Here is a 26,140-nt window from a genome sequence, read left to right as displayed (position 1 = left end):
CAATGCTGGATTTGCCGGCCTCATCGCGAGCAAGCTCGCTCCCACAGTGTTCGGGGGTGTACACAGGCTTCGCGTCCGACACAAATCAACTGTGGGAGCGAGCTTGCTCGCGATAGCGGAGTGTCAGTCGACATCAATGCAACTGATAGACCATCGCGAGCAAGCTCGCTCCTACAGGTTTTTGTATATGCCTCGACGGATCAAATCACCCGCGCCGGATGCTGCTGGCGCGGGTCGCCGAGCATGGCGCGGTGGGACGGTGGCTGGCGGCCTTCGGCTTCGCTGATGCCGTACCCGGGGGCGATTTCGGCGGTGATCAGGGTCTGCCCGGATAACGCCATCAACTGCGGATCATTGAGCAAGGCATGAATCACCCGCCCGTTGAATTGCGGGGTTTCAGCATGGGCCAGAAACGCCTGGTACTGCTCGCCATGCTGCTCGCCGGCAATCTTCGTGCGTTCGGTCAGTTGCGGGCCGAGCCACAGCGACAGCGCCGCCACCTCCTGCCCTTCGAAATCGATCGCCATGTCGGCCGCCAGCTTGTCGACGCCGGCCTTTTGCGCGCCGTACGCCGGGCCGTGCATGTAGCAGCCGGCGCCGAATGACGAAGTGAAGCAAATCAGGCCTTGAGCACTTTTCAGCAACAGCGGCGCGGCGTAGTAGCTGGCGATGTAGGCCGAGCGCAGACCGACGTCGAGAATGCGCACCAGCTCCAGCGGCTTGGCCCAGAACGGCCCTGGCTCGATCAACTGGTCATGGATGAACGCGGCGTTGTTCACCAGCAAATCCAGATGCCCGCACTCATCCTCCACACGGGTAAACAGCGCCCGAACCTGCGTGTCATCGGCGTGGTCACAGACCACCGCGATCCCGCGTCCACCGGCGGCGGTGATCGCGGCGGCGGTGTCCTCCAGCGAGCCACGCAAGGCGTGCCCGTACAAGTTCGACCCGCCCTGCGCCGGCGCACGACCGGTGACATACACCGTCATGCCCGCCGCCCCAAGGGCCAGGGCAATGCCCTGCCCCACGCCGCGACTGGCGCCGGTGACTACGGCTATCTGTGAACGCTGGCTGTTCATTCAACACTCCCGAACAAGGTTTTCGCTGAAGCGGTTTCGCTCTGGCGCTTGATGTGATTGGCCGCCAGGTAACCGAAGGTCATGGCCGGGCCGATGGTCGAACCGGCCCCCGGATAGGTGCGACCCATCATCGAAGCAGCGCTGTTGCCGATGGCATACAGGCCGTTGATCGCTTGCCCGTCCTCGTGCAACACGCGGGCGTGCACGTCGGTCAGCAGGCCACCCTTGGTGCCGATGTCACCGGCGTCGATGCGCACGGCGTAGAACGGCCCCTTGAGCAAGGGTGCCAGGCACGGATTGGGTTGCACGTTCGGGTCGCCGTAATAGCGGTCGAACAGTGATTGGCCCTTGTGGAAATCCTCGTCGAGGCCCTGCACGGCCATGCCGTTGAAACGCTGCACCGTGCGCACCAGTCCGGCGCCGTCGACGCCGATTTTCGTCGCCAGTTCTTCCAGGCTCGACGCCTTGTGGAAGTAGTCGCGCAGATGCTCGGGCAATTGCCAATCACGCTGGGCATAACCCGGCAGCAAGGCGCCGCACGGGTACTTGCGCCGAAACTCGGCGTCGAACACCATCCAGCACGGTACGCTCGCGGCGCCTTCGCGGTTGTTGGCGTACATCGCATAAACGATATCGGTGTAGGGCGCCGCTTCATTGACGAAACGCTCCCCCGCCGCGTTGACCATCACGCACCCGGGCAAGGTTCGTTCAACGAACAGCGCACGCTGCTTTTCTTCGCCCTTGACGTAAGTGGTCGGTGCCCACCAGCTGTGTTCCATCAACGCGGTGCGCGCGCCGATGGCCTGGCCGGCGCGAATGCCGTCGCCGGTATTGTTGGGCGGCGTGGCACTCCAGTTGGCCCGGGATGGCTGTGGCAGGTACTGCTCGCGCATCGCCTGATTACGCTCGAAACCACCGGCGGCGATGATCACGCCGTAGCGCGCCTTGACGTTGAGCAACTGGCCGTTGCGATTGACCCGAGCCCCACCGACCCGGTCGCCGACCAACAGCAGTTCTTCGAGTGCACAGTTGAGCCACAGCGATTTGCCGCGATCCTGCAACGAACAGCGCAAGGCCCCGATCAAGGCATTGCCCAGGGTCAGGTAGCGGTCGCGGCGGGACAAGCGCCGCCCCTCGCGGTCACGCCAGTAGCGCCACATCACCCGCAGGGTCAGGCGCAACCAGCCGGGGCCACGGCACAGCAGCACTTGCGCCTCTTTCATGGTCATCGCCATGCGCCCCATCATCAGGGTGCCGGGGGACGGCGCGCGCATGCGCAAAAATTCTTCGCCCAGTTCGGCGGCGTCAAACGGTTGCGGATCCATCGAGCGATAACCCGGTTTGCCGCCTTCGACTTCGGGGTAGTAATCGGCGTAACGAGGTTGCGCCTCGAAGCGCACGCGGGTGTGTTTTTCCAGGTACTCGACCATCTCCCGACCGTGCTCGACATAGGCTTCGATGCGCCCGTCGTCGATCTCGCCGTGGGTCACCGCACGGATATAGGCAATCGCTTCGGCCGCCGAATCACTGCCGCCCAGGGCCTTGATCCGATGGTTGTCCGGGATCCAGATGCCGCCACCGGATACCGCCGACGTGCCGCCGTACTCGCCGCTCTTTTCGATCAGCAGCGCATTCAGGCCCAGGTCATGGGCGCGCAGCGCAGCGGTCATGCCCCCGGCTCCCGAGCCAACCACCAACACATCACAGCACTCGTCCCATTTGATCCCGGCAGCGTTCATGCGATCACCCTTGTTCAGCGCCCATCAGGCAGAAACCGCCACCGCCGGATCTTCGCCCGGTGCAGTCGGTCTCGGGATTGTTCGCCGCGCGCGCCGGGTGTTCATCGTCCGATGGGACTAAGGCGAGCACCGCAACTGCCCCCTGCAAATCGCGTAGTCCGCTTGGACGATGTTGCGCGTAAGTCGTGACTCCATAGTCGCCCACAGCACCAATCACCCCCCTGAAATGCAGGTCGGGCAGGTCTGACCTGGGCCATGAGGACGACATGATAAAAACAATAATCGCCCCACCAACACAGCACCCTCGCGTACAGCTGGCTTTGCTGTTGCTGGCTAGCGGACTAAGCGCTCACGTGAATGCCATGAGTTTTCAGCCAAGCGAAGACTTGAGCATCGACTGGGACACCACACTGACGTACAGCCTCGCCTGGCGGACCGAGTCGCGCGATCACAAACTGACCGCCAATGCCAACGCCAACGACGGCGACAACGCGTTCGACAAAGGCAGCCTGATCAACAACCGCAGCGGCTTTCTCACCGAAGCCAACATCAAGTGGCAGGATGACTACGGCGTGTTTGTCCGGGCGACCGGTTTCTACGACAACGTCTACGATCAGGACAACGACAACACCACCGGCACGTCCAACTGCTTCGCCGGTGGCCATTGCAGCCAACCCGACCGCTTCTCCCAGGACACCATCGACCAGCACCGCAATGAGTTGCGCATGCTCGACTACTACGCCTATGGCACCTGGGACCTGAGCGGCCACGCCTTCAACGCGCGCCTGGGTAACCAGGTGGTGAGCTGGGGCGAGAGCCTGTTCTACCCGGGCATTTCCGCGGCCCAGAGCCCGGTGGACGCGACCAAGGCGACCACCCCGGGTGTCGAGGTCAAGGAAATCCTGCTGCCAGTCGGCCAGCTGTTCACCCAGTTTGCACTGACCGAAAGCCTGGGTATCCAGGCCTACTACCAATACAAGTGGGAAAAGACCGAGCTGTTCGGCGTGGGCAGCTACTTCTCCACTACCGACTTCATCGATGAGGGTGGCTTCAACGACGCCTCCGGTTTCGTCACCCGCCTCAAGGACGACAAACCGAGTGACAGCGGCCAGTACGGCCTGGCCTTCACCTACGCCGCCGAGTCGCTGAACAACACCGAGTTCGGCATCTACTACTCGCGTTACCACGACAAGACCCCATCGCTGGACTTCGCCTCGACCCTGGGGCGCTACCAGGTGCGCTATTTCGACAACATCGACCTGTTCGGTGCGAGCTTCGCCACCGTGCTGGGCGACGTCAGCTGGGCCGGCGAAGTCAGCTACCGCGACGGTACGCCGGTGATGGTCAACAACGGTTTCTCCAGCCCCGTGCGTGGCAAAACCATGCAGGCGCAGACGTCACTGATCTACGTGGTCGGCCCGACGTCCTTCGCCGACAACACCACCCTGACCGGCGAGGTGGTCTACAACACCGTGATCAGCAACGACAAGTCGCAGCCGGTAACCCTGGCACCGGGCTTCTCGCTGCCGGGCACCGACAGCCTGGTCTATGACCGCGATGCCTGGGGCTACACGGTGCAGGCGAACTTTGACTACAACGACGTGTTCAGCGGATGGGACATGTCGGTGCCGGTCACCTTCAGCGCCGCCGCCCACGGTGACAGTTCGATGGTCGGCTCGATCAACGCCGGCCAGAACGATAACCGCGCCAGTATCGGCAGCTCGTGGCGATACCTCGGCAACTTCACCGTCGAGGCCCGCTACAACGCCTACCTCGGCAACGCCAACAACAGCCCGTTGGCCGACCGCGACAACGTCGCGCTCAACTTCAAGTACCGGTTCTGATTCCCCAATCGGAGGAGCACAGCATGTCCAGATTCACCCAAACATTATTGAGCACCGCGTTGACCGTCGGCCTGCTCGGCAGTGGCCTGGCCTACGCCAAGGTCAGCCCCGAAGAAGCCGCCCGCCTGGGCCAGGACCTGACCCCGATGGGTGCAGAAAAAGCCGGCAATGCCGACCGCAGCATCCCCGCCTGGTCCGGCAAATGGCGCGGCCTGCCACCGGGACTCAAGTACGCCGGTCCCGGCACGCCGTACCCGGACCCGTACGCCGCGGAAAAACCGCTGTTCGTGATCGATTCGAAGAACATGGACAAGTACGCCGACAACCTGACCGATGGCCAGAAAGCGCTGTTCAAGCGATACCCGGATACGTTCAAGATCCCGGTGTACCCGAGCCACCGCGACTTCCGCCTCGATCAGCGCCTGGAAGACCAGATCAAGAAAAACGCCGTCACTGCCGAACTCGACAATGACAACAACGACACGAAAAACGCCTGGGGTGCCTCGCCGTTCCCGATCCCGAAGAACGGCAGCGAGTTGATGTTCAACCATACCTTGCAGGGGCGCGCCAGCACTGAAGAGGCCAACTACGGCCAGGCGGTGGTGTACTCCAACAAGGAAAAGGTGCTGGAAGAGGTCAACTACAAGATCTTCTCGATCTGGTCGAGCCCGGACAAAACCCCGGAGGCCGCGAACGGTGTATTCACACACTTCCTGCTCACCACCCTGGAACCGGTGCGCAAGAAAGGCGAGATCGTGGTCGGTCACGAGTTCATCAATCCGACCGCTTCGCCGCGCCAGGCCTGGCAATACAGCCCGGGGCAACGCCGGGTTCGTCGCGCACCGACCGTGGGTTATGACTCGCCGACCGGCGCGGGAGGTTTTCGCGTGTACGACGAAGACCGTTTGTTCAACGGTGCGCCGGACCGCTACAACTGGACCATCGTCGGCAAAAAGGAAATCTACATTCCGTACCACAACTACAAGATCGACGACCCGAGCGTAACGGCCGACCAGATCCTGGACACCACCGGTCACGTCGATCCGCAGTACATGCGCTACGAGAAACACCGCGTCTGGGTGTTGCAGGCCAACCTCAAGGAAGGTGCCCGCCACGTGTACGCCAAGCGCGTGCTGTACCTGGACGAGGACACCTGGTCCGCGACCATGGCCGACAACTACGACAGCCGCGGCCAGTTGTGGCGCACCAACATGCAGACCTCGATCTACGCCTACGAGATGCAGCGCTACCACGCCCGCCTCGGGATCTACCACGACCTGATCGCCGGCTCCTACCTGGTTGACCGCATGCTGGTCGATCAGAAACCGGCCAAGCTCAACGCCACCGCCTTCACCGAAGACGAATTCACCCCTGGCAACCTGCGCAAACTCGGCACCCGCTGAAACCTGAACGCCCCGGCCGATTCATTCGGTCGGGGCGTTATCTTTGTAAAATCCGCGCCTCCCACGGAAGACTGCCCATGAACAAACGCCTTACCGGCGTCATCGCCATGGCCAGCGTTGGCCTGTCGATGCAAGCCAACGCCCTGAACATCCTGCTGACCAACGACGATGGCTGCCGTGCACCCGGCATCGATGCGATGTACCGCGCCCTGACCGCAGCCGGGCACAAGGTCACGCTGGTCGGCCCGTTGAACGACAGCAGCGGCATCAGCGCCGCCAGCGTGGTCGTGCCCGGCCAGGCCCTGGCGGTAACCGAATTGGCGCCGGGTAAATTCTGCGTCGGACCACCGCAAGGCTACACCCCGCCTGCCGGCAAGACCTCTGCCATCGGTACGCCAGTGGATGCGGTCAATGTCGGCCTTGACGTGATCCTCAAGGATTCGCCGCCAGATCTGGTGGTATCCGGCAGCAACTTCGGCGAAAACGTCGGCCCGCTGACGCAAATGTCCGGCACCCTGAACGCCGCAGTACGCGCGATGTTCAAGGGGATACCAGCGGTGGCGGTGTCCACGGCCATCGACATGGACCTGATCATCCGCGACCAGCAGGCCGGCTATCGCAAGACCCTTGGCGCGATGGACGATACGGCGCGGTTTGCGGTGAACGTCATAGAACAGGCGAGCCTGGCCGGCGCAGAAGCCAGACAGGCTTGCGCCAAAAACAAACACTCGTGCGAGCTCAATGTACTGGGTCTGCCGGGGGTGAACGGCTTGAACCTCAACTACCCGCCGCTGCCGCCAGGCGAAGTCAAAGGCGTAAGCTTTGCCCCGATCGGCAATTGGGATCGCGTGAGCTTCACCTCACAGCGCGGCGCCGACGGCGTGGTCCACGTCAATCTGGCCGCGCCGTCGACACCGACCGAAGTCCAGCAACAGGCTGATGCCTATCAACTGTGGCAAGGCCATGCGGTGATCACCGTGATCGACGGCAACATGACCGCACCGGAGGCGGTGCAGGATCGGGCAAAGAAGATGTTGCGCGGCATCAAACCTTAAGCCAATGCGACCCTCGCCGGTATACGCAACATCTGCGAACAACCGAAATCTTTGTGGGAGCGAGCTTGCTCCGGGCGGCGATCCGACGATGAGACCGGCACATTCAAAATGGATGTCGACTGACACTCCGCCATCGCGAGCAAGCTCGCTCCCACAGGGCTATCAGGTGTACCCAACATCTACGGGTATCCAAAAAACATTGTGGGAGCGAGCTTGCTCGCGATGGAGGCAACGTGGTTACGGATCAAACCCATATCGCATCCCACAGCGGATAATCGCCCAGCTTCTCCACCAACCCCGCGCGCAACGGGTTGGCGACGACATATCGAGCGAGCTTTACAAGGTCCTCATCCCGCCTCAACGCCCGATCGTGATAGCCCTGCTGCCAAAGACTGCCTTTACGTCCGACGGACATGTTCACGGCCCGCGTACTCAATGATTTGGTTTTTTGCATCAGCTGACTGAGTGAGCACTGCTGCAGCTCGATCAACCAATGAAAATGATCGGGCATGACGACCCAGGCTAAAGAGTTCGCCCAGTATTGTTCCTGTGCATATTGAAATTGCTTGACGAGCAGCCTGCCCAGACCGAAATCCTTGAACACCGGTTCTCGGTCCAGCGTGTTGCTCGTCAGCAGGTAAATCCTGTTGGGTTCAGGATAGCGGCCTGTGCGCAGGCGATGTGAGGCGGGTAACTCAGGCATTCCTTTGCCCTCTCCATGGTGAATTCAGGAGGAAGGCTAGACCGGTGGATGCTTGGGCATGGGATCGACTGTTAACTGGATGTGACCAATCTATAGCTATCGTCGGAACGCCGCCCGGAGCAAGCTCGCTCCCACAATGATTTCGGTTGCTCGCAGATATTGCGTACACCCATCAAACCTGTGGGAGCGAGCTTGCTCGCGATGAGGCCGGCACATTCAACATTGATGTTGACCGACCGACCGCTATCGCGAGCAAGCTCGCTCCCACAGGTTTTGTGTTTACTTCAGACTGCCGGTTGGAACGGCACAAACTCGGTCACTTCCAGATCGAACCCGGACACCGCCTTGTAGGGCACCGGTGAGCTCATCAGGCGCATTTTGCGCACGTTCTGGTCCCGCAGGATCTGTGCGCCGATGCCCAGGGTCCGTTGCGGAAACTGCGGTGTACGCAGTTTGCCGCCGCTGCGCTGGCGCAACTGCTCGAGCACGCTGTCAGCGGTTTCCTTTTGTGCCAGCAACACCAGTACGCCGTTACCGGCGGCGGCGATGCTCGCCAGCGAACGTTCCAGGGTCCACTGTTGTGACCCGCCTTCACTTTCACAGCCCAGAACGTCACGCAACGTCTCGATGCTTTGCACCCGTACCAGCACTGGCTGGGTGCTGTCGATCCGGCCTTTGACCAGCGCCAGGTGCAACGAACCCTGGTAGGTATCCTGATAGGTCGTCACCTGGAACTCGCCGTGGCGGGTGTGCAAGGGGTATTCGCCGCCGCGCTCGATCGTGCCTTCATGCAGGATGCGGTAGTGAATCAGGTCGGCAATGGTGCCGATCCGCAAGCCATGCCGTTGGGCGAACTCGTGCAACTCGGGACCTCGGGCCAGCTCGCCGTCCTCGTTGAGAATCCCCACCAGGGTTGCCGCCGGTTGCAGGCCCGCCAGACGTGTCAGGTCGCAGGCGGCCTCGACATGCCCGGCCCGCTGCATCACGCCACCGGGCAAGGCCTGCACCGGGAAGATATGCCCCGGTTGCACCAGGTCCGCCGGACCGCTGGCCGGGTCGACCGCCACCTGGATCGACCGCGCCCGGTCCGCCGCCGAGATGCCGGTAGACACCCCGGTGGCCGCCTCGATCGAGCGGGTAAACCCCACGCCGTGTTGCGCCCGGGAATTGGGCACCATCAGGTCCAGGCCCAGCGCACGGCAGCGCTGTTCGGTCAGGGCCAGGCAAATCAGCCCGCGGGCCTGTACCGCCATGAACGTGACAGCCTCCGCCCCGGCCTGTTCGGCGGCCATCAGCAAGGAGCCTTCACCATTGTTTTCGTCGTCGGTGATCACCACCATCCGGCCGGCGCCGATGGCCTCGATCAATTGCGGTATCGTGTTAAAGGCCACACTGCTCATTTGAGTGCCCCGCGCAGTTCGATCGCGGCCTCGGACAACACCTGTGCCGCACGCTCGACAAACGGCGCCATGCTGACAAAACCATGGATCATGCCTTCGCAGCGCTGCACCCGCACCGACACTCCGGCTTCGCGCAATGCCTGGGCAAACGCCTCGCCTTCGTCACGCAGCGGGTCGAACTCGGCGGTAATCAGGGTGGTTGGTGGGAAACCGTCCAGGCTCTCGGCGCGCAATGGCGAAGCCAGCGGATCATCCGCCTGCCCGCCCTCTTGCAAATACTGCTGCCAGAACCAGCGCATCATCCCGGCGGACAGCAGATAACCGTCGGCGAAGTCGTCGAACGAAGGACTGTCGCACGCCGCATCGGTCACCGGATAAAACAGGCACTGATGACGGACTTTCGGCCACTGCCGTTGCACTGCCAAGCGGCTGACCGCCAGCGCCAGATTGCCCCCGGCACTGTCGCCGGCCAAGGCCAGTCGGCGGCCATCAATGCCGAGTTCGGCGGCCTGTTCGACCAGCCAGCAGGTGGCGGCATAACAATCGAGGGGCGCCGCCGGGAAAGGGTGTTCCGGGGCCAATCGGTAGGCGACAGACACCACCACCGCCCCGGTCTGGCGGGCCAGTGAGCGACAAAGATTGTCGTGGGTATCAAGATTGCCCATGAGGAAACCGCCGCCATGGAAAAACACCAGCAATGGCAGATCGGGCTCATCCGAGGGCCGATACAGCCGTGCATCCAGTTCGCCGTCCGCGCCGGCCACCCGCAAGTCGCGCACCTCGCTCATCGGATCGCCGGGGATGGCCGGCAGCAGGTTGTCGGAAAACTGCCGGTACTGAGCGGCATCGACCTGGCTGAAATCGGGTTCCGGGATGTCGCGAAACTGCTGGAGTACGCCAGCGATCTGCTTATCGAGCGGCATGGGCATCGTCCTCTACGTCGGCCATCTGAAATTGCGGATTGGTCTCGCCCAGAATGCTTTGTACCCGCCGTTCAAGGGCTGCTTTGAACCCCTTGTGGGGCAGAATCCAGAAACGTTTTTGCGCGACGGCGGCGAACACCTGCGTGGCCAGTTCAGCCGGGGTCATGCCCAGGCGAATGCTGCTGTCGAGCAATTGACTGAAATCGGATCCGGCGGTGTCCACCACCTGGTTCGACGCCATGATTTCACTGGCCACCGGCCCCGGGCACAGTACCGACACCGACACCGGTGCGCCGATCATCGCGAGTTCGTAATGCAGGGTTTCCGAGAGCGCGACCACGGCCTGCTTGGTCACGTTGTATGGCGCCATCAACGGACTGCTGACCAGCCCAGCAAGGGACGCGGTGTTGATCACATGGGCTGCCCGGCCCTGACTGAGCAGCAGCGGCACAAAGCAGCGAATGCCGTTGATCACACCGTTGAGGTTGACGTTCAGCATGCGCTGCCATTGCGCCTCGGTGATTTCCCAACTGAAGCCGGTCTGCATCACGCCGGCATTGTTGAACAGCAGATTGACCCCGCCAAAGTGCTCGACAGCCCGGTCACGCAAGCGCTCGACCTGCTGCACATCACCGACATCGGTGACGCAGGCAATCGCTTGCGCACCGCCGGCCGTCAATTCGTCGCACAGGGCTTGCAGGCCCGCTGCATCCCGATCCGCCAGCACCAGGCGCATGCCAAGCGTCGCCGCGTGTTCGGCCAGGCCACGGCCAATACCACTGGCGGCCCCGGTAATCACCGCTACCGGCCCTTGTTCATCACTCATCGCCAACTCCTGCCATGGGTCCAATGGCGCCAGTAGAGCGGGCCTGCTTGAAGCAGCCATCGTCCATTCAGACGATGCCCGCTTTTACAGGGGCGGCAGAATCCGTTACATGCGCCAAACCCGTGAGCCCTTGGGAGAACAACAAGATGAGTACCCTGCACCGCATCGAAGCCAAACTGCTGGAAGACCGCTACGCCCGTGGCTGGCATTGCCTGGGCCTGGCCGCGCAATACCGCGACGGCAAGGCCCATCGCCTGGAGGTGTTCGGCACCCGTCTGGTGGCGTTTCAGGGTGAAGACGGCGAGCTGCATATCCTCGATGGCTACTGCCCGCACATGGGTGCTGACCTGAGCACCGGTTGCGTTGAAGGCAACTCGATCCGCTGCCCGTTCCACGCCTGGCGCTGGGGCGCCGATGGCGTGTGCGATGACATCCCCTATGCCAAGCGCATTCCGCCACGGGCCAAAATCAAAAGCTGGCCGATCATGGAAGAGAACCAGCTGCTGTTCGTCTGGAATGACCCCGAAGGCAACCCACCGCTGCACGAACAACGCATTCCGCGCATCGACGCTTGCTTCAGCGACGAGTGGGCCGCCTGGGAAGTCGCCGAATTGCAGATTGGTACCAACTGCCGCGAACTGATCGACAACATCGCCGACATGGCGCACTTCGGCACCGTGCATGGCGCACCGGTCGAAGAGTTCATCAACATTTTCGAAGGCCACCTGGCGACCCAGATCATGCGCGCGCGCAGTGAGCGCCTGTCCGGCGACAGCGTGTTGACTACAGAAGCCACCTATTTCGGCCCGGCCTATCAGATCACCGAAATGAACGGTGCCATGAACGGCCAGCCGATCCACTCGATCCTGCTCAACTGCCACGTGCCGATCGACCTCGACAGCTTCACCCTGCGCTATGGCGTGCTGGTGAAAAAGATCCCGGGGCTCAGCGAAGAGCAGAACCAGGCGATGGCCAAGGCCTACGTGGCGCAGGCTCAGGCAGCCTTCTACGAAGACGTGGCCATCTGGCACAGCAAGACTCGCGTCGACAACCCGCTGCTGTGCGACGGTGACGGTCCGGTCTATCAGCTGCGCCGTTGGTACGAACAGTTCTACACCGACGTCCAGGCGCTATCGGCGGACGTAAAGGACCACAAGAAGTTTGTCGTGCGCGCCGGCGAAACGGTCTGACGTCAGCGACTTTTCGCCCGCCCCGGGCCTGACCGGCAGCCGCCCGTCAGGCCCTGAGCCCGAGCGTTGCAAGGAGTCGATACCGGCGCTTATTCTCGGCCACCGCCAACGCTAATAATAAAAACGGTTTTTCCCCATGCAGCAGAGCCTCAGCCTCGATACGTTCAGTGATTTGATCGGCAACCTCTATCAGGGTCCGCTGGAAAACATTCCGTGGGCCACCTTTCTCAATCAACTCAACGTACACCTGCACAGCAAGTACGTGACCTTCATCCTGCGTCCGCCCAGCGCCCACGTGGACGGCTTGATGGTCAACACCACCGGCACCTCGACCGAGGCGACCGCGTCCTATAACAAGCACTTTTTCAGCCTCGACCCGTTTGTCGACCTGCCCAACCGCCGGTCGTGACCTTGGCCGAATTCGTCTCCAACGACGACTGGCAGAACTCCGAGTTCTACAAGAATTTCCTTGAGCCTGTGGACGTGTTCCACATCCTCGGTGCCGACATCAACACGATCGACGGCGCCCAGTGCCGCATTCGCATCAGTCGCGGACGTGACGACAAGCCCTTCGGCAATGAAGAAAAGGCCATGCTCACGCATTTCATTCCGCACCTGGAGCGCTCGATCAAGATCCATATGCAGCTCAACCGCATCGAAGCCGAGCGCAATCTTTACGCCGGCGCAGTGAACCAGATGGCGGTCGGCACGATCATCCTCGACGAGTCCGGCAAGGTGTTGCAGACCAACCAGGTCGCCGACCGGCTGATCCAGGAAAAGGATGGCATCAAACTGGTCAACGATGGCCTGCAGGTCGGTACGGCCCGGGACACCCAGGAGTTCCGGCGACTGGTCAAGCAGTCACTGCTGTCGCAAAAGAGCAGCAACCCGTCGGTGGTCGAAGCCCTGCGCGTGCAGCGGCCGTCCGGGAAAGCCGACCTGGGGATCATCGTGCGTTCGGTGCCATTGACCGACTGGAGCGAGGGCAAACAGTGCCCGACCGTGGTGATTTTCATCAGCGACCCGGAGCAACAGTCCACGGCACCGCAGGAAATCGTTCGCGCGCTGTTCGACTTCACCCCGGCGGAAACCCAACTGGCGATGCTGTTGGCCAACGGCCTGACCCTCGACGAAGCGTCGGAAGAGCTGGGCATCAGCCGCAACACCTCGCGAGCACACTTGCGCTCGACCTTCTCCAAGACCGGCGTGACCCGCCAGACCATGCTGGTGCGCCTGATCCTGCGTAGCGTGGCGACCCTCGGCTAGGGGCCCTTGCCACCTCGTCCGCTCGGACGGTGGCGGCCTGCGTTGTACAGCGCACAGTGTCTTTATCCCAAACAGGGGACTGCCCCATGCGCAACTGCCCAACCATCCTCAAGACTGAACTGCTGGCGCAAAGCGGCCACTTTCAGATCGAAGCCCTGCACCTGCAATTCAGCAACGGCCAGCAGCGGGTCTACGAACGCCTGCGCGGCACCGGTTATCGCTCGGTGATGCTGGTGGCGATGCCCGATCCGCAACATGTGTTGCTGGTGCGCGAATACGCGGTCGGTGTGGAAAAAACCATACTCGGCCTGCCCAAGGGCGGCGCTGAGCCTGATGAAGACTATTTGCAGGCAGCGCAGCGCGAGCTGAGTGAAGAAGTCGGCATGCGCGCCGAGCGCCTCACCGAACTGGGCGAGCTGACACTGGCACCTGGACACCTGTGCCATCGCTACAAGGTGGTACTGGCCGAACAACTGAGCCCCTGCCAACTGCAAGGCGACGAACCCGAACCCCTGGAATGCCTGCGAGTGCCCCTGGCCCATATCCCCGAACTGGTGGCCCGCGGCGAACTGCATGAAGCCCGGGCCATTGCAGCGTTGTTCATGGCCATGGCCGCCCTCGCCCGACGAACCTGACATCCATCAGTACCTGTGGGAGCGAGCTTGCTCGCGATGAGGCCAGCACATCCAACATCCACATCGCCTGACACTCCGCCATCGCGAGCAAGCTCGCTCCCACAGGGGATCTCGGCCAGGCACAGATCCCGGGAACACCCAACAAGCCTGAGGGAGCGGGCTTGCCCGCGAAGAGGCCGGCACAGCCAACATCTACATCGCCTGGCCCGCCGCCATCGCGAGCATGCTCGCTCCCACAGGGGATCTCGGCCAGGCACAGATCCCGGGGACGCTCCCACAAAGTGTCTGCCGGGTTCTCCAGTCATCAACTAGTCCATTCGGACGAAGCCACGCGCCACCCGCCGTCATACCGTATCGCTACAACTACAAAAATCCGTACCGAGGCTCGCCATGCGAAAAGCTACCTGCGCCCTGTTCATCCTCGTCTGTGCCGGCAGCTCCGCCAGCCTGTGCCAACTGTTCAAGAATGAAGCCTACCGACCGGGCACGGCCGATTCTGTTGAAAAAGTCGGTCTGCCCAAATTGCCTGATCATTGACTAGTGAAAATGCCTTTTTTGCACGCTGCTACGTGAAATCCGAGTCCGGAAGCCTCTGCCAAAAGTAAGGATTTCAATCTCGGGCGCGTCCTTTTCTGATGCGCAAACCATGGCCGACTTTTTCAACAGAATCGGCCTACTTCAGATGTTCGAGTGCGGCCATCAACTGTTATCCCCCAGTGGTGCGCAATCTGCTGCCTTGAGCGCGGTTCGCAACAGCCATAAAAAAACCACCGAATCATCGGTGGTTTTTGTGTTTCTCCGGGATCAGGTCGGCAACACGCCCCGCGCCCGCGACAAGGTCAGCGCCAGGTCTTCGATCATGTCTTCCTGCCCGCCCACGGTGCCACGTCGCCCCAGTTCCACCAGCAGTTCGCGAGCGGCGATGCCGTACTTCTGCTCGGCGCGTTTGGCGAACAGCAGGAACGAGCTGTAGACCCCGGCGTAACCCAGGGTCAGCGCATCGCGATCGAGGCGGATCGGCTGGTCCATCATCGGCACCACCAGGTCTTCGGCCACGTCTATGATCCTGTACAGGTCGACGCCGCTGTTGACGCCCATGCGCTCGAGCACCGCGACGAACACTTCCAGCGGCGTATTGCCCGCTCCCGCGCCAAGCCCCGCAACCGATCCGTCGATCCGTGCAGCACCCGCCTCGATGGCGGCCAGGGAGTTGGCGATGGCCATGCCCATGTTGTGGTGGCCGTGGAAACCGACTTCAGTCCCGGCATTCAGCCCGGCACGCAGGGCACCGATTTTTTGCGTCACTTCATCGGGCAGCATGTAGCCGGCCGAGTCGGTGCAATAGATGCAATTGGCGCCGTAGCTTTCCATCAACCGCGCCTGCTCCAGCAGTTTCTCCGGGCTGACCATGTGCGCCATCATCAGGAAGCCGACGGTGTCCAGCCCCATCTTCGCCGACATGCCGATGTGCTGGCCGGACACGTCCGCTTCGGTGCAGTGGGTGGCCACGCGAATGGTCGACACGCCGTGTTCGTGGGCCATCTTCAGATGGTCGAGGGTGCCGATCCCCGGCAACAACAGGGCCGAGACCCTGGCCTGTTTCATCTGCGGGATCACCGCGGCGAAATACTCCTCGTCGCTGTGGGCCGGGAAACCGTAGTTCAGCGACGCACCGCCCAGGCCATCGCCGTGGGTGATTTCGATCAGCGGCACACCCGCGGCATCGAGGCCGGTGGCCACCGACACCATCTGTTCCAGGCTGATCTGATGCTGTTTGGCGTGCATGCCGTCACGCAGGCTCATGTCATGCAGACGGACGCTCTTACCTTGCAAATTCATGGCAATACTCCACTCAACGGACGGGCAGTTGCAGGGTGCCCTTGTGGGCTTCTTCGGCGAACATCTCGGCCGTGCGCAAACCGGCGGCGGTCATGATGTCGAGGTTGCCGGCGGACTTGGGCAGGAAATCGCCGAGGCCTTCGACCTCGATGAAAATCGATACCTTGCGCCCGTCGAACACCGGCCCGTTGATCAGTTTGTAGCCGGGCACATAGCGCTGCACTTCGCGGACCATCTCCTGCACCGAGGTGCGGATCGCATCCTGGTTCGGCTCGTCATCGGTCAGGCAGTGGATGGTGTCGCGCATCATCAGCGGCGGCTCGGCCGGGTTGATCACGATGATCGCCTTGCCGCGTCGGGCACCGCCGATCCTCTCCACCGCACCGGCCGTGGTGCGGGTGAACTCGTCGATGTTCTGCCGCGTGCCCGGGCCGACCGAACCGGAGGACACCGTGGCCACGATTTCGCCGTAGCTCACCGGCTGCACCCGCGACACCGCCGCCACCATCGGGATGGTCGCCTGGCCACCGCAAGTGACCATGTTGACGTTCATCGCCAGGCTCGACGCGTGCTCCTTGAGGTTGACCGGCGGCACGCAGAACGGGCCGATGGCCGCCGGCGTGAGGTCGATCATGATCACCCCGAGCGCGTTGAGCTTGCGGCTGTTTTCCGCGTGCACATAAGCCGAAGTGGCATCGAAGGCAATACGAATGTCGTCGTCGAGGACGTGGGGCAGCAGCCCGTCGACGCCATCAGCGGTGGTCTTCACGCCCATTTCGCGAGCGCGCTTGAGGCCCTCCGATTGCGGGTCGACGCCGACCATCCATACGGGCTCGATCCATTCCGACCGGCACATTTTCATCAGCAGATCAGTGCCAATATTGCCCGGGCCGATAATGGCCGCTCTGAGTTTTGCTCATTCGGTCAAACTCCAAAAGTCAGGCGCAGAAAGACACCCGGGCACTGCCCAGGCCGTCGATGGTCAATTCAAAACGGTCGCCGGCACGGGCCGGTTCCAGCGGTACCAGGGAGCCGGACAGGATGATTTCCCCGGCCTTGAACGGAATGCCGAAGGCGCCCAGGGTGTTGGCCAGCCAGGCCACGGCGGTCAGCGGATTGCCCTGCACCGCCGAACCCAGGCCTTCGCTCAGGGGTTGGCCATTCTTGAACACGCGCATGCGCAAGTTGGGCATGTCCAGCTCACGCGGATCGACCTTGCTGTCGCCCAGCACAAAAACGCCGCAGGAGGCGTTGTCGGCCACGGTGTCCTGTATGCGGATGCGCCAGTCGTGAATCCGCGAGTCGACGATCTCGAAGCACGGCATCACGTATTCGGTGGCGGCCAGCACGTCGGCTTCGGTGATGCCGGGGCCGACCAGATCATGTTTGAGCCTGAAGGCGATCTCGCCCTCGGCGCGGGGCTGGATCAGCTTGTTGGCGGCCAGGGAAATCTGCGCGTCATCATCGAACGCCATCTGCCGTGTGATGAAGCCGAAATCCGGCTGATGCACGTTAAGCATCTGCTGCACTGCCGCCGAGGTCACGCCGATCTTCTTGCCGACGATCTGGTCACCGGCCGCCACCCGACGCTCAATGGCGTACAGGGAAATGTGATAGGCGTCTTCAATGCTGATCGACGGCCAGCGCTCGGTCAGCGGCGCCAGGGTGGAGCCGCTGAGCAGCGCCTGATAAAGCTCTTCGCCGAACTCACGGCGCAATTGCACGCTCATCCGCGGGCCTCCTGAAGAAATGCCAGGCACTGGCGGTTGAACAGATCACGATGCTCGACCTGGACCCAATGCCCGCACTCGCTGAGCATCACGAAACGGATTTTGCTGCAGTGTTCAAGCATGGTCCGGGCACCGGAGGATGGGCAGAACTTATCGTTCATGCCCCAGAAACCGAGGATCGGGCACTGCAACTCGCCCAGGCGCGCGGTCATGTTCGGCACCTGCATGGTCGACAGCACACACACCGGTTGCTGTTGCACCACTGCCACCCGCTCGTTGACCGTCTCGTCGCTGATCAGGGTTTCATCGAACAGTTGCAGGGCCAACAGGCGACGCATGCCCGCCGCATCGTTGAGCTCACCCTTGGCGAAGGCCGCGCCCATTTTCTGGATGCCTTCCATTTGCAGGTAATACTGTTCCTTTTCCATCAGGCCACCGGGGGCCATCAGCACCAGACGGCTGACACGCTGCGGTTGGTCGAGGGCCAGTTTGATCGAGATCGCGCCGCCCAGGGAGTTGCCGACCAGCATGCAACGCTGGATATCCAGGGCGTCGAGCAGACCGCTCAGCGCGGCAACGAAGAAGTCCAGGGTGTAGAGGGCGTCAGGTTTGTCCGAAGCGCCGTAGCCCGGCAAATCCGGGACGATCACCCGATAGCCTGCTTCGGCGAACACAGGGTAGTTCTGCTTGAAGTTGCTGTGACCGCTGGCGCCCGGCCCGCTGCCATGAATGAAAATCACGGGTTCGCCGTTGCCGGTGTCTTGCCCGCTCATGTCTAGATAGTGCAGCTGCAAACCATCCGGCAGCGTAACGAAGTGCCCTTGCGCTGAAGCGCCCATAAGGTGTCCTCCCGGCCTGTTGTTGTCGCCGGATTATTCCGAGGGCCCGGGCGATCAACATCGTCCGACAGGACTACGCGCCTGTACTGTAGGAGCGAGCTCGCTCGCGATGGACGCCAACGATGACGCTGGATGCCTGACACCCCGCGGTGTTCTCAGGTCCATCGCGAGCAGGCTCGCTCCTACAGACAATCTCTAGTCTCATTGGACGTTGGCCAACGGGGACGGCAGACCTAGCATCGACAGTATTACCGACCCACAAAACGAGGCCCCCATGCTTGATCCAATGGACTTTCGCGGCAAAGTGGTACTGGTCACCGGCGGCGGCAAAGGCGTCGGGCGCGGCATCAGCCAGCGCTTCCTCGACTGTGGCGCCGATGTGGTGATCTGCGGTCGCGAAGCCCCGCAATCCTTGCCCACCAGCGCCGGGCGCGAGGCGTTGTTCGTGACCTGTGACCTGCGCGACGTCGAGCAATCCGCAGACCTGATCGCGCAGATCGTCGAGCGCTTCGGCCGCCTCGATGTGCTGGTCAACAACGCCGGCGGCTCGCCGAATGCCGATGCCGCAACGGCCTCGCCGCGTTTCAGCGAAGCGATCATCCGCCTGAATCTGATCGCGCCACTGAACCTGTGCCAGCAAGCCAACCAGGTGATGCAGGCCCAGGCCGACGGCGGTGCGATCATCAATATTTGCAGCGTCAGCGCCACCCGCCCTTCCCCCGGCACCGCGGCGTATGGCGCGGCCAAGGCCGGCCTGCTGAACCTGACCACCTCGCTGGCGGTGGAATGGGCGCCGAAGGTGCGGGTCAATGCCGTGACCGCCGGGCTGATTCTCACCGAGCAGGCGGCCATGCATTATGGTGACGACGCGGGCATTGCCCGGGTGGCGGCGACCATTCCGCTGCAACGCCTGGCAAACCCTGAAGATATTGGCGATGCCTGTTTGTACCTGGCATCAAAGCTGGCCCGCTATGTCAGCGGCGCGGACATAGCGGTGCATGGCGCGGGGGAACGTCCGGCGTTTCTCGATGCGGCACAATCCTGAAAGATCGCAGCCTGCGGCAGCTCCTACACAAGGTAAACGCCGTACCTGTAGGAGCTGCCGAAGGCTGCGATCTTTTAACCATTCCATTGAACAAGAGAAATTCGAGATGCCTGCAATCGCCAGCCACAGCGTCCCGCTCGACCTCACGCCACAAGCCGCATGGGCCAAACTGCGTGACCTGAGCCTCGCTCCGCACTATGTGCCGGGGCTCACCGGTTGCCAGTTTCATCCCGGCCCACGGGAAGGCCTAGGCGCCAGTCGCCGGGTATTACGCAAGGGCTGTCAGTATCTGGATGAAAGCGTGGTGCAGTGGCAGGAAGGCACGGGGTTCGTGCTGCGGTTGCACAAGGGCGGCAATGACTCGCCCTTTCCGTTTCGCGAGGCGAGTTTCAGCTATGCCTTGCAAGCCGAAGGCGACGCGACCCGCATCACCCTGCAAATGCGTTACAGCCTGCGCGGTGGCAGGCTGTTTGATGGGTTGCTGGCCAAGGCTTTCAACAAGGTGGTGAAACAGATTGCCGAGAATCTCAAGGCCTACTACGAAACCGGCCGGACGCAGAATACCGATATGGTTCCAGGCAAGTAACCCATCCTTTTTGCAGGCTCTGGTTGGCCCACGATGACGGCTGCACATCCCGCATCAATGTCGTCTGACATGCCGCTTTCGCGAGCAAGCCCGCTCCCACGGAGATTGGGGATACTCGCGATGTCGGCGTCACCACAAAAAACTGTGGGAGCGGGCTTGCTCGCGATGTCGGCGTCACCACAAAAACTGTGGGAGCGAGCTTGCTCGCGATGAGGCCGGCACATTCAACATTGATGTTGCCTGACATGCCGCCATCGCGAGCAGGCTCGCTCCCACTGGGGCCACCTCTGGAGTGAGCTGCCTTCAGGAACGCGCTACCTCCGAGTGGGCGGTAAAACAGGTGGCGACGATCTTCCATTGTCCGGCGATTCGCTGGTATCGGTCCTGATAAAAACCGCCCAACTGCCGCGTCGCCCCGCTCTCGCCATCCAGATTGAAATACCACAGGGCCCAACGGCCCTGGGCTTCATCTTCGCTTAGCACCTCGATTTCCGGGTTGGCGCCGTGATGCAGGTCGATCACCCGATCGTGGCAGGCCAGTTCGCGGTACAGCGCGACAAAACTGTCGCGCTCGCGAAAGATCCCCAAAGGACCGTAATCGATCAGCACTTCACCTTCGGCAAAACAGTCGGCAATCACCCCCACCTGCTTGAGATCGCAGGCATTGAGGTAGCGATGCTTGAGCTGGTGGATGTCCTCCAGCGCTTCCAGGCGGGCGATCCGCTGCTCCAGGCTCACGCGGCACCTCGCGGGGTCACGTTGGCCTCACTCCAGAAGGCTTTCATCGAGCGAATCTTGCCGTCGGCATCGAACTCCATCACGTCGATCACATGCAGCGAGCACGGTTGCCCGCCCCATACCATATCAACCCGGAACGGCATCGCTCCGCAGCCATTGAGGGTCGCCCGGACCGGGCCGGTCAACGTGGCCGAGACTTTCATCGCCCCCAGTCCTTCACGGTAAAAACGCGCGATGGCGTCGATGCCCTGCAACGGCGCCTGGCCTACCGGGTCTTCAACGCTGGCGTCTTTGGCGTAGAGCGCGAGGATGCCATCGATATCGCCGACATCCACCAGCTCCACATAACGCGCCATTGTCACTTGGATTTGTTGTGCGCTGATCATTCAGACCACCTCGAACAAGGCTGCGGCGCCCATGCCGCCACCGATGCACATGCTCACCACCACATAACGCAAACCGCGACGCTGGCCTTCGACCAACGCGTGGCCAACCATCCGCGCCCCGGACATGCCGAACGGGTGGCCGATGGAAATCGCCCCACCGTTGACATTCAACCGCTCGGCGGGAATGCCCAGGGTGTCGCGGCAGTACAGCACCTGACAGGCGAACGCTTCGTTCAACTCCCAGAGGCCGATGTGGTCCATGGTCAGGCCGTGGCGCTTGAGCAGCTTGGGAATGGCGTAGATCGGGCCAATGCCCATCTCGTCGGAATTGCAGCCGGCGACGGCCATGCCGCGATAGATCCCCAGCGGTTCCAGACCGCGCTTCTCGGCCATTTTTGCGCTCATCAGTACCGAAGCCGATGCGCCGTCGGACAGCTGCGAGGCATTGCCAGCGGTAATGAAACGACCCTTTTCACTCCACTGACCACCCGGCCACACCGGCTCCAGCGCTTTCAGGCTTTGCAGGGTGGTGTCGATGCGGTTGCACTCGTCGCGCAGCAAGGTGACGGATTCATGGCGGGTTTCGCCCGTGGCCTTGTCGACGATCATCTGGCGGCTGGTCAGCGGCGCCAGTTCGCGGTCGAATCGCCCGGCGCTCTGCGCCTGGGCGGTACGCAGCTGGCTCTGGTAGCTGTATTCGTCCTGCTCGTCGCGGGAGATGCCATAGCGTGCGGAGACGATCTCGGCGGTTTCGATCATCGGGATGTAGGCGTGCGGATCCAGCTCGATCACCGAACCCGACTGGTTGCGATACAGGTTCTTGTGCTTGTTCTGCACCAGGGAAATCGACTCCAGGCCGCCGGCCACGGCGATGTCGATTTCGTCGCACATGATGCCTTTGGCGGCCATGGCGATACTCATCAGGCCCGACGAGCACTGGCGCTCGACGGCCATCCCGGCAACCGATGCCGGCAAGCCGCCGGCAATCGCGCACAGGCGCCCCAGGTTATAGGACTGCGTACCCTGCTGCGCCGCGGAGCCGATGATCACGTCGTCCACTTCACCCGGCTCTATGCCGGCACGGCGCACGGCTTCGCGCACCACGTGGCCGCCCAGATGCGGCGCTTCGGTGTCATTGAACGCACCGCGAAAGGCTTTGCCGATCGGAGTACGGGCGGTCGAAACGATGACGGCTTCTTTCATGTTCATTTCCTCGAAATTCTGCTGGCCGGTTTACGCCGGGTAATAGCGGCTGATGGTGTCGACCACGCAGCCGGGACGCTCCTCGCCGTCGATCTCGACGCTGACGCGGATGGTCGCCTGTACGCCGCCCTTCACTTCCTCGACCGCGATCAGTTGCGCACTGCCGCGCACCCGCGAGCCGACGCGCACCACCGAGGGGAAACGCACCCGCTCACAGCCGTAATTGACGCCCATGGCCAGGCCACGGACTTCGACGATCTGCGGCAAGAACAGATTGACCAGTGACAGGCTCAGGTAGCCATGGGCAATACAGGCGCCAAACGGGCCGCTGGCGGCCTTGACCGGATCGACGTGAATCCACTGATGATCGCCGGTGGCATCGGCGAACCGGTCGATGCGGTCCTGTTCCAGCAACAGCCAGTCGCTGGCGCCAAGCGATTCGCCCACGGCGTCGAACAAGGCCATCGGCGTGTCGAAAATACGTGGCATGGTCACGCCCTCTGGCTGGACACCGACAACACTTCGCCGGTCATGTAGGAGCTGTAGTCGCTGGCCAGGAACATCATCACGTTGGCCACTTCCCAGACTTCGGCAGCGCGGCCGAAGGCTTCGTTGGCAGCGAGTTGATCGAGCACCGCCTGAGGCGCGGATCTGCGCAGGAAATCGTGCAGGGCAATGCTCGGGCTGACCGCGTTGATGCGGATGCCGTAGTCAGCCGCCTCGACGGCTGCGCAGCGGGTCAATGCCATGACGCCGGCCTTGGCGGCGGCGTAGTGCGACTGTTCTTTCTGCGCGCGCCAGCCCAGCACCGAGGCGTTGTTGACGATGACCCCGGCACGCCGCTCCATCATTTTCGGCAGCATGGCACGGGTCATGCGCATGGTGCCGGTGAGCGTCACATCCAGCACCCGGTTCCACTCCTCGTCGCCCATCTCTACCAGCAAGCGCGAGCCGCCAAGACCGGCATTGTTGATCAACACGTCGACGCCTTGCAGGTCACGTTCGGCGCAGGCAATCAGTTGTTGCACCTGGGCTTCGTCGGCGACGTTGCAGACCTGGCCGAAGACCTGTTGCAACCCGGTGGTTTCACGGATTTTCAGCACCGCCTCGGCCAACCGGCCTTCATGGATATCGCTGATCATCAGCGCGCGGCAACCTTCTTCGGCAGCACGCACAGCGGCGGAAAAACCGATCCCGGCACCCGCCGCCGCGGTGATCAGCACCGACTTGCCGCGCAGCAGGCCGCGACCTTCAACATATTGAGGTACAGACATGAACTCTCTCCTTTCAGGCGCGCGGACGCGGCTCTTTAGGCATGCCCAGGGCACGCTCGGCGATGATGTTGCGCTGGATTTCGTTGCTGCCGCCGTAGAGGGTGTCGGCGCGGCTGAACAGGTACAGCGACTGCAAACGGGTCAGTTGGTAAGGCGCGGCTTCGAGCAATTCCGCCTCGGCGCCGAGGACGTCCATCGCCAACTTGCCGAGGCTGGCGTGCCAGGTCGACCAGAACAGCTTGTAGATGGTCGCCTCTTTGCGCAGCGAGCCGTCCTGGCTGCCCGAGAGCATGCGCAGCGAGTTGTAGCGCATGATCCGCAGCCCGCTCCAGGCCTCGGCCAGGCGCTGACGCAGGATCGGATCGCGGTCTGCGCCATTGGACTTGGCGATGGCGATGATCTCGTTGAGTTCGTTCTGAAACTGCATCTGCTGGCCGAGGGTCGAGACACCCCGCTCGAAGCCGAGCAGCGCCATGGCGATCTTCCAGCCTTCGCCCGGCGCGCCGATGATGTTGGCGGCGTCAGTGCGGGCATCGTCGAAGAACACTTCGTTGAATTCCGAGGTGCCGGTCAGTTGTTCGATGGGCCGTACGGTGATTTCCGCCTGGGCCATCGGTACTAGCAGGAACGACAGGCCACGATGGCCGACGCTGCCCGGTTCGGTGCGGGCGATGACAAAGCACCAATCCGATTCGTGGGCCAGGGAGGTCCAGACTTTTTGCCCGTTGATCAGCCATTGGCCGGTCGCCTCATCCAGCGTTGCGCGGGTCTTGACGTTGGCCAGGTCGGAACCGGCACCCGGCTCTGAATAGCCCTGACACCAGAACGACGTACCGCTGACGATCCCCGGCAAAAAGCGCTGTTGCTGGTCGAGCGTGCCGAACGCGGCAATGGTCGGCCCCGCTAGCCCTTCGCCGATATGGCCCATGCGGCCGGGGCCGCCGGCGCGGGCATATTCCTCGTGGAAAATCACTTGCTGGGTGATCGAAAGGCCACGCCCACCATGCTCCGGCGCCCAGCCGACGCAGGTCCAGCCACCCTCGGCGAGTTTGCGTTCCCAAGCTTTGCGCTCCTCGGGAAACATGTGCTCGTCGCCCGGACCACCGCGAAAACGCAGGGCCTCGAACTCACCGCAAAGGTTGGCGTTCATCCAGTCGGCGACTTCCCGGCGGAAGCGTTCGTCCTGCTCGCTGAAACTGATTTTCATGGCTGCTCTCCCAGAATCACCGAAGCAATGCGCTCGCGATGCCAGGCCGGTAGCCCGAGGAAACTCTCGCTGGCGCGGGCGCGCTTGAAGTAGAGGTGCGGGTCGTATTCCCAGGTGAAACCAACGCCGCCGTGCAACTGGATCGACTCCGATGCGCAGGAGAAATAGGTTTCAGAGCACTGCGCCTTGGCCAGCGCTGCTGCCAGCGGCAATTCTGCCGCGACTTGGGGATCACCCTGGGGATCGAGAACTTCCTGGGCCACGCACGCGGCGTAATAACTGGCCGAACGGGCGCATTCGACTTGCAGCATCATGTCGGCGGCACGGTGTTTGAGGGCCTGGAAACTGGCGATCGGGCGACCGAACTGCTGGCGTTCCTGCATGTAGGCCACGCTGAGATCGAGCACCTGCTGCGCGCCGCCGGTCTGCTCGGCAGCCAAGCCGATGCAGGCCAGTTGCAGGACTCGCTCAAGGTGCGACCAGCCGTTACCGAATTCACCCAGCAGCGCATCAGCCTCAAGGTACAGGCCCTTGAGCTGGACCCGCGCCTGGCGCCGGGTCTGGTCCATGGTCGGCAGCATTTGCCGCTCGATGCCGGCCCGCTCGGCGTTCACGGCAAACAGGCTGATGCCCGCCTCGCCGGTCGAACCGGGTTGTCGTGCGGCAATGACCAGAAGGTCAGCGCCGTGCCCGTCGAGCACATGCTTGAGGGTGCCGTCGAGAACGAACCCATCGCCTTCGGCCACTACCGTGGCCTGGACATCGTCGGCCGACCAGCCGTTGGCACTGCTGAACGCCAGGGTCGCGGTCACGCTGCCGTCGGCAATCGACGGCAACCAGCGCTGCTTCTGTTCATCATTGGCGGCCAGCAACAGCGCAGGCGTGGCCATGCAGGCGGTGGCGAAAAACGGTGAGCACAGCAAACGCCGGCCCATCTGTTCCAGCAGGATCGCCAGTTCGACAAAGCCGAGGCCGAGGCCACCATAGGTTTCGGGGATATGAATGGCTGGCCAGTACATGTCCTGGCACAGACGCTGCCAGAGGGTCTCGTCAAAACCCCGTTCGCTGGCCATTGCCACGCGCACGGCGGCAGAATCCGAGACATCGGCGAGGAAGCCCTCGGCCGATGCGCGGATCATTTCCTGTTCGTCGCTGAATGCAAACTCCATCGCGGCGCCTTCTGCTCGTTTGGCGGGGCGCGCGTTGCGCAACACCCCTTTGAGCCTGAAG

Annotated in this window: 26 protein-coding genes and 1 pseudogene; 10 read left to right on the top strand and 17 right to left on the bottom strand. The window is 62.5% G+C overall.

Translation table 11 applies throughout. From position 1 onward, the window contains the following. Positions 1-200 precede the first annotated feature (200 nt). Positions 201-1,079 carry an SDR family NAD(P)-dependent oxidoreductase gene (locus tag RS887_RS11245; protein WP_322615447.1) on the bottom strand — a complete coding sequence of 293 codons (879 nt, stop codon included), beginning with the start codon at positions 1,077-1,079 and terminating at the stop codon, positions 201-203. Next, entirely contained in the window at positions 1,076-2,818 is a 1,743-nt protein-coding gene (locus tag RS887_RS11240) for an FAD-binding protein (RefSeq protein ID WP_322615446.1), read from the bottom strand. Before RS887_RS11240 ends, RS887_RS11245 begins: the two co-directional genes overlap by 4 nt. A gap of 266 nt (positions 2,819-3,084) precedes the next feature. Between RS887_RS11240 and RS887_RS11235 the strand changes: the two genes are divergently transcribed. The 3 genes from RS887_RS11235 to surE all read left to right on the top strand — a co-directional run bounded on the left by RS887_RS11235 (position 3,085) and on the right by surE (position 7,120). Then, complete coding sequence (locus RS887_RS11235; RefSeq protein WP_322615445.1) at positions 3,085-4,662, top strand: DUF1302 domain-containing protein; 1,578 nt, start codon at positions 3,085-3,087, stop codon at positions 4,660-4,662. Between the two features lie 23 nt (positions 4,663-4,685). After that, a complete protein-coding gene (locus tag RS887_RS11230; RefSeq protein ID WP_322615444.1) occupies positions 4,686-6,065 on the top strand; it encodes a DUF1329 domain-containing protein in 1,380 nt (459 codons plus the stop codon). 77 nt (positions 6,066-6,142) lie between these two features. Next, positions 6,143-7,120 (top strand): 5'/3'-nucleotidase SurE, encoded by a 978-nt coding sequence (gene surE / locus RS887_RS11225; protein WP_322615443.1) that lies wholly within the window; start codon positions 6,143-6,145, stop codon positions 7,118-7,120. A gap of 244 nt (positions 7,121-7,364) precedes the next feature. On the opposite strand, the gene RS887_RS11220 is transcribed toward surE, so the two are convergent. The 4 genes from RS887_RS11220 to RS887_RS11205 all read right to left on the bottom strand — a co-directional run bounded on the left by RS887_RS11220 (position 7,365) and on the right by RS887_RS11205 (position 10,972). After that, the gene (locus RS887_RS11220) at positions 7,365-7,823 is read right to left on the bottom strand and encodes an REP-associated tyrosine transposase (RefSeq protein ID WP_322615442.1); all 459 of its coding nucleotides are present in this window, start codon (positions 7,821-7,823) and stop codon (positions 7,365-7,367) included. Between the two features lie 284 nt (positions 7,824-8,107). Continuing rightward, positions 8,108-9,223, bottom strand: a complete 1,116-nt coding sequence (locus RS887_RS11215) for a 3,4-dihydroxy-2-butanone-4-phosphate synthase (protein WP_322615441.1) — start codon at positions 9,221-9,223, stop codon at positions 8,108-8,110. Further along, positions 9,220-10,146, bottom strand: coding sequence for an alpha/beta hydrolase (locus tag RS887_RS11210; RefSeq protein WP_322615440.1), 927 nt, complete (start codon positions 10,144-10,146; stop codon positions 9,220-9,222). The genes RS887_RS11215 and RS887_RS11210 overlap by 4 nt, the downstream gene beginning before the upstream one ends. Beyond that, a complete protein-coding gene (locus RS887_RS11205) occupies positions 10,133-10,972 on the bottom strand; it encodes an SDR family NAD(P)-dependent oxidoreductase (protein ID WP_322615439.1) in 840 nt (279 codons plus the stop codon). The genes RS887_RS11210 and RS887_RS11205 overlap by 14 nt, the downstream gene beginning before the upstream one ends. Positions 10,973-11,118: 146 nt before the next feature. Here RS887_RS11205 and RS887_RS11200 point away from each other — a divergent pair, with 146 nt between their 5' ends. The 5 genes from RS887_RS11200 (at position 11,119) to RS887_RS11180 (ending at position 14,600) form a co-directional block, all read left to right on the top strand. Further along, on the top strand, positions 11,119-12,162 hold the full coding sequence (locus RS887_RS11200; RefSeq protein ID WP_322615438.1) for a Rieske 2Fe-2S domain-containing protein: 1,044 nt from the start codon (positions 11,119-11,121) through the stop codon (positions 12,160-12,162). Positions 12,163-12,298: 136 nt separating this feature from the next. Then, positions 12,299-12,571, top strand: a complete 273-nt coding sequence (locus RS887_RS11195; protein WP_322615437.1) for a hypothetical protein — start codon at positions 12,299-12,301, stop codon at positions 12,569-12,571. Between the two features lie 2 nt (positions 12,572-12,573). After that, positions 12,574-13,428 (top strand): helix-turn-helix transcriptional regulator, encoded by an 855-nt coding sequence (locus tag RS887_RS11190; protein WP_322615436.1) that lies wholly within the window; start codon positions 12,574-12,576, stop codon positions 13,426-13,428. 86 nt (positions 13,429-13,514) lie between these two features. Next, positions 13,515-14,063, top strand: a complete 549-nt coding sequence (gene nudE / locus RS887_RS11185) for an ADP compounds hydrolase NudE (RefSeq protein ID WP_322615435.1) — start codon at positions 13,515-13,517, stop codon at positions 14,061-14,063. Positions 14,064-14,453: 390 nt separating this feature from the next. Beyond that, positions 14,454-14,600 (top strand): hypothetical protein, encoded by a 147-nt coding sequence (locus tag RS887_RS11180; protein ID WP_322615434.1) that lies wholly within the window; start codon positions 14,454-14,456, stop codon positions 14,598-14,600. A 267-nt stretch (positions 14,601-14,867) separates the two neighbouring features. Here the strand turns inward: RS887_RS11180 and dmpG are convergent, their stop codons facing one another. The 4 genes and pseudogenes from dmpG to RS887_RS11160 form a co-directional block, all read right to left on the bottom strand. After that, positions 14,868-15,902, bottom strand: coding sequence for a 4-hydroxy-2-oxovalerate aldolase (dmpG, locus tag RS887_RS11175; protein WP_322615433.1), 1,035 nt, complete (start codon positions 15,900-15,902; stop codon positions 14,868-14,870). A gap of 13 nt (positions 15,903-15,915) precedes the next feature. Beyond that, positions 15,916-16,815: pseudogene (locus RS887_RS11170) on the bottom strand (acetaldehyde dehydrogenase (acetylating)); the annotation flags it as partial. A 25-nt stretch (positions 16,816-16,840) separates the two neighbouring features. Further along, positions 16,841-17,632 (bottom strand): fumarylacetoacetate hydrolase family protein, encoded by a 792-nt coding sequence (locus tag RS887_RS11165; protein ID WP_322615432.1) that lies wholly within the window; start codon positions 17,630-17,632, stop codon positions 16,841-16,843. Next, positions 17,629-18,471 (bottom strand): alpha/beta fold hydrolase, encoded by an 843-nt coding sequence (locus RS887_RS11160; protein WP_322615431.1) that lies wholly within the window; start codon positions 18,469-18,471, stop codon positions 17,629-17,631. Before RS887_RS11160 ends, RS887_RS11165 begins: the two co-directional genes overlap by 4 nt. Before the next feature lie 274 nt (positions 18,472-18,745). On the opposite strand from RS887_RS11160, the gene RS887_RS11155 reads away from it, so the two are divergent. Together RS887_RS11155 and RS887_RS11150 are read left to right on the top strand one after the other, a co-directional pair. After that, positions 18,746-19,516, top strand: coding sequence for an SDR family oxidoreductase (locus RS887_RS11155; protein WP_322615430.1), 771 nt, complete (start codon positions 18,746-18,748; stop codon positions 19,514-19,516). Positions 19,517-19,622: 106 nt separating this feature from the next. Next, a complete protein-coding gene (locus RS887_RS11150; protein WP_322615429.1) occupies positions 19,623-20,102 on the top strand; it encodes an SRPBCC family protein in 480 nt (159 codons plus the stop codon). Positions 20,103-20,405: 303 nt separating this feature from the next. On the opposite strand, the gene RS887_RS11145 is transcribed toward RS887_RS11150, so the two are convergent. From RS887_RS11145 to RS887_RS11115, 7 genes are read right to left on the bottom strand one after another with little or no spacing between them, the layout of a single operon-like run. Next, positions 20,406-20,840 carry a nuclear transport factor 2 family protein gene (locus RS887_RS11145; RefSeq protein WP_322615428.1) on the bottom strand — a complete coding sequence of 145 codons (435 nt, stop codon included), beginning with the start codon at positions 20,838-20,840 and terminating at the stop codon, positions 20,406-20,408. After that, positions 20,837-21,226 (bottom strand): steroid Delta-isomerase, encoded by a 390-nt coding sequence (locus RS887_RS11140; RefSeq protein ID WP_322615427.1) that lies wholly within the window; start codon positions 21,224-21,226, stop codon positions 20,837-20,839. Before RS887_RS11140 ends, RS887_RS11145 begins: the two co-directional genes overlap by 4 nt. Beyond that, positions 21,227-22,429 (bottom strand): acetyl-CoA C-acyltransferase, encoded by a 1,203-nt coding sequence (locus tag RS887_RS11135; protein WP_322615426.1) that lies wholly within the window; start codon positions 22,427-22,429, stop codon positions 21,227-21,229. 30 nt (positions 22,430-22,459) lie between these two features. Beyond that, a complete protein-coding gene (locus RS887_RS11130; protein WP_322615425.1) occupies positions 22,460-22,918 on the bottom strand; it encodes a MaoC family dehydratase in 459 nt (152 codons plus the stop codon). A gap of 2 nt (positions 22,919-22,920) precedes the next feature. Further along, the gene (locus RS887_RS11125) at positions 22,921-23,703 is read right to left on the bottom strand and encodes an SDR family oxidoreductase (RefSeq protein ID WP_322615424.1); all 783 of its coding nucleotides are present in this window, start codon (positions 23,701-23,703) and stop codon (positions 22,921-22,923) included. Between the two features lie 13 nt (positions 23,704-23,716). Then, entirely contained in the window at positions 23,717-24,910 is a 1,194-nt protein-coding gene (locus RS887_RS11120; protein WP_322615423.1) for an acyl-CoA dehydrogenase family protein, read from the bottom strand. Then, complete coding sequence (locus tag RS887_RS11115; protein ID WP_322615422.1) at positions 24,907-26,079, bottom strand: acyl-CoA dehydrogenase family protein; 1,173 nt, start codon at positions 26,077-26,079, stop codon at positions 24,907-24,909. Before RS887_RS11115 ends, RS887_RS11120 begins: the two co-directional genes overlap by 4 nt. Between the last annotated feature and the right edge of the window lie 61 nt (positions 26,080-26,140).

It is taken from the genome of Pseudomonas sp. BIC9C, from assembly GCF_034541995.1.
GTDB lineage: Bacteria > Pseudomonadota > Gammaproteobacteria > Pseudomonadales > Pseudomonadaceae > Aquipseudomonas > Aquipseudomonas fluorescens_CC.
This window is presented reverse-complemented; position numbering and strand designations above follow the sequence as displayed.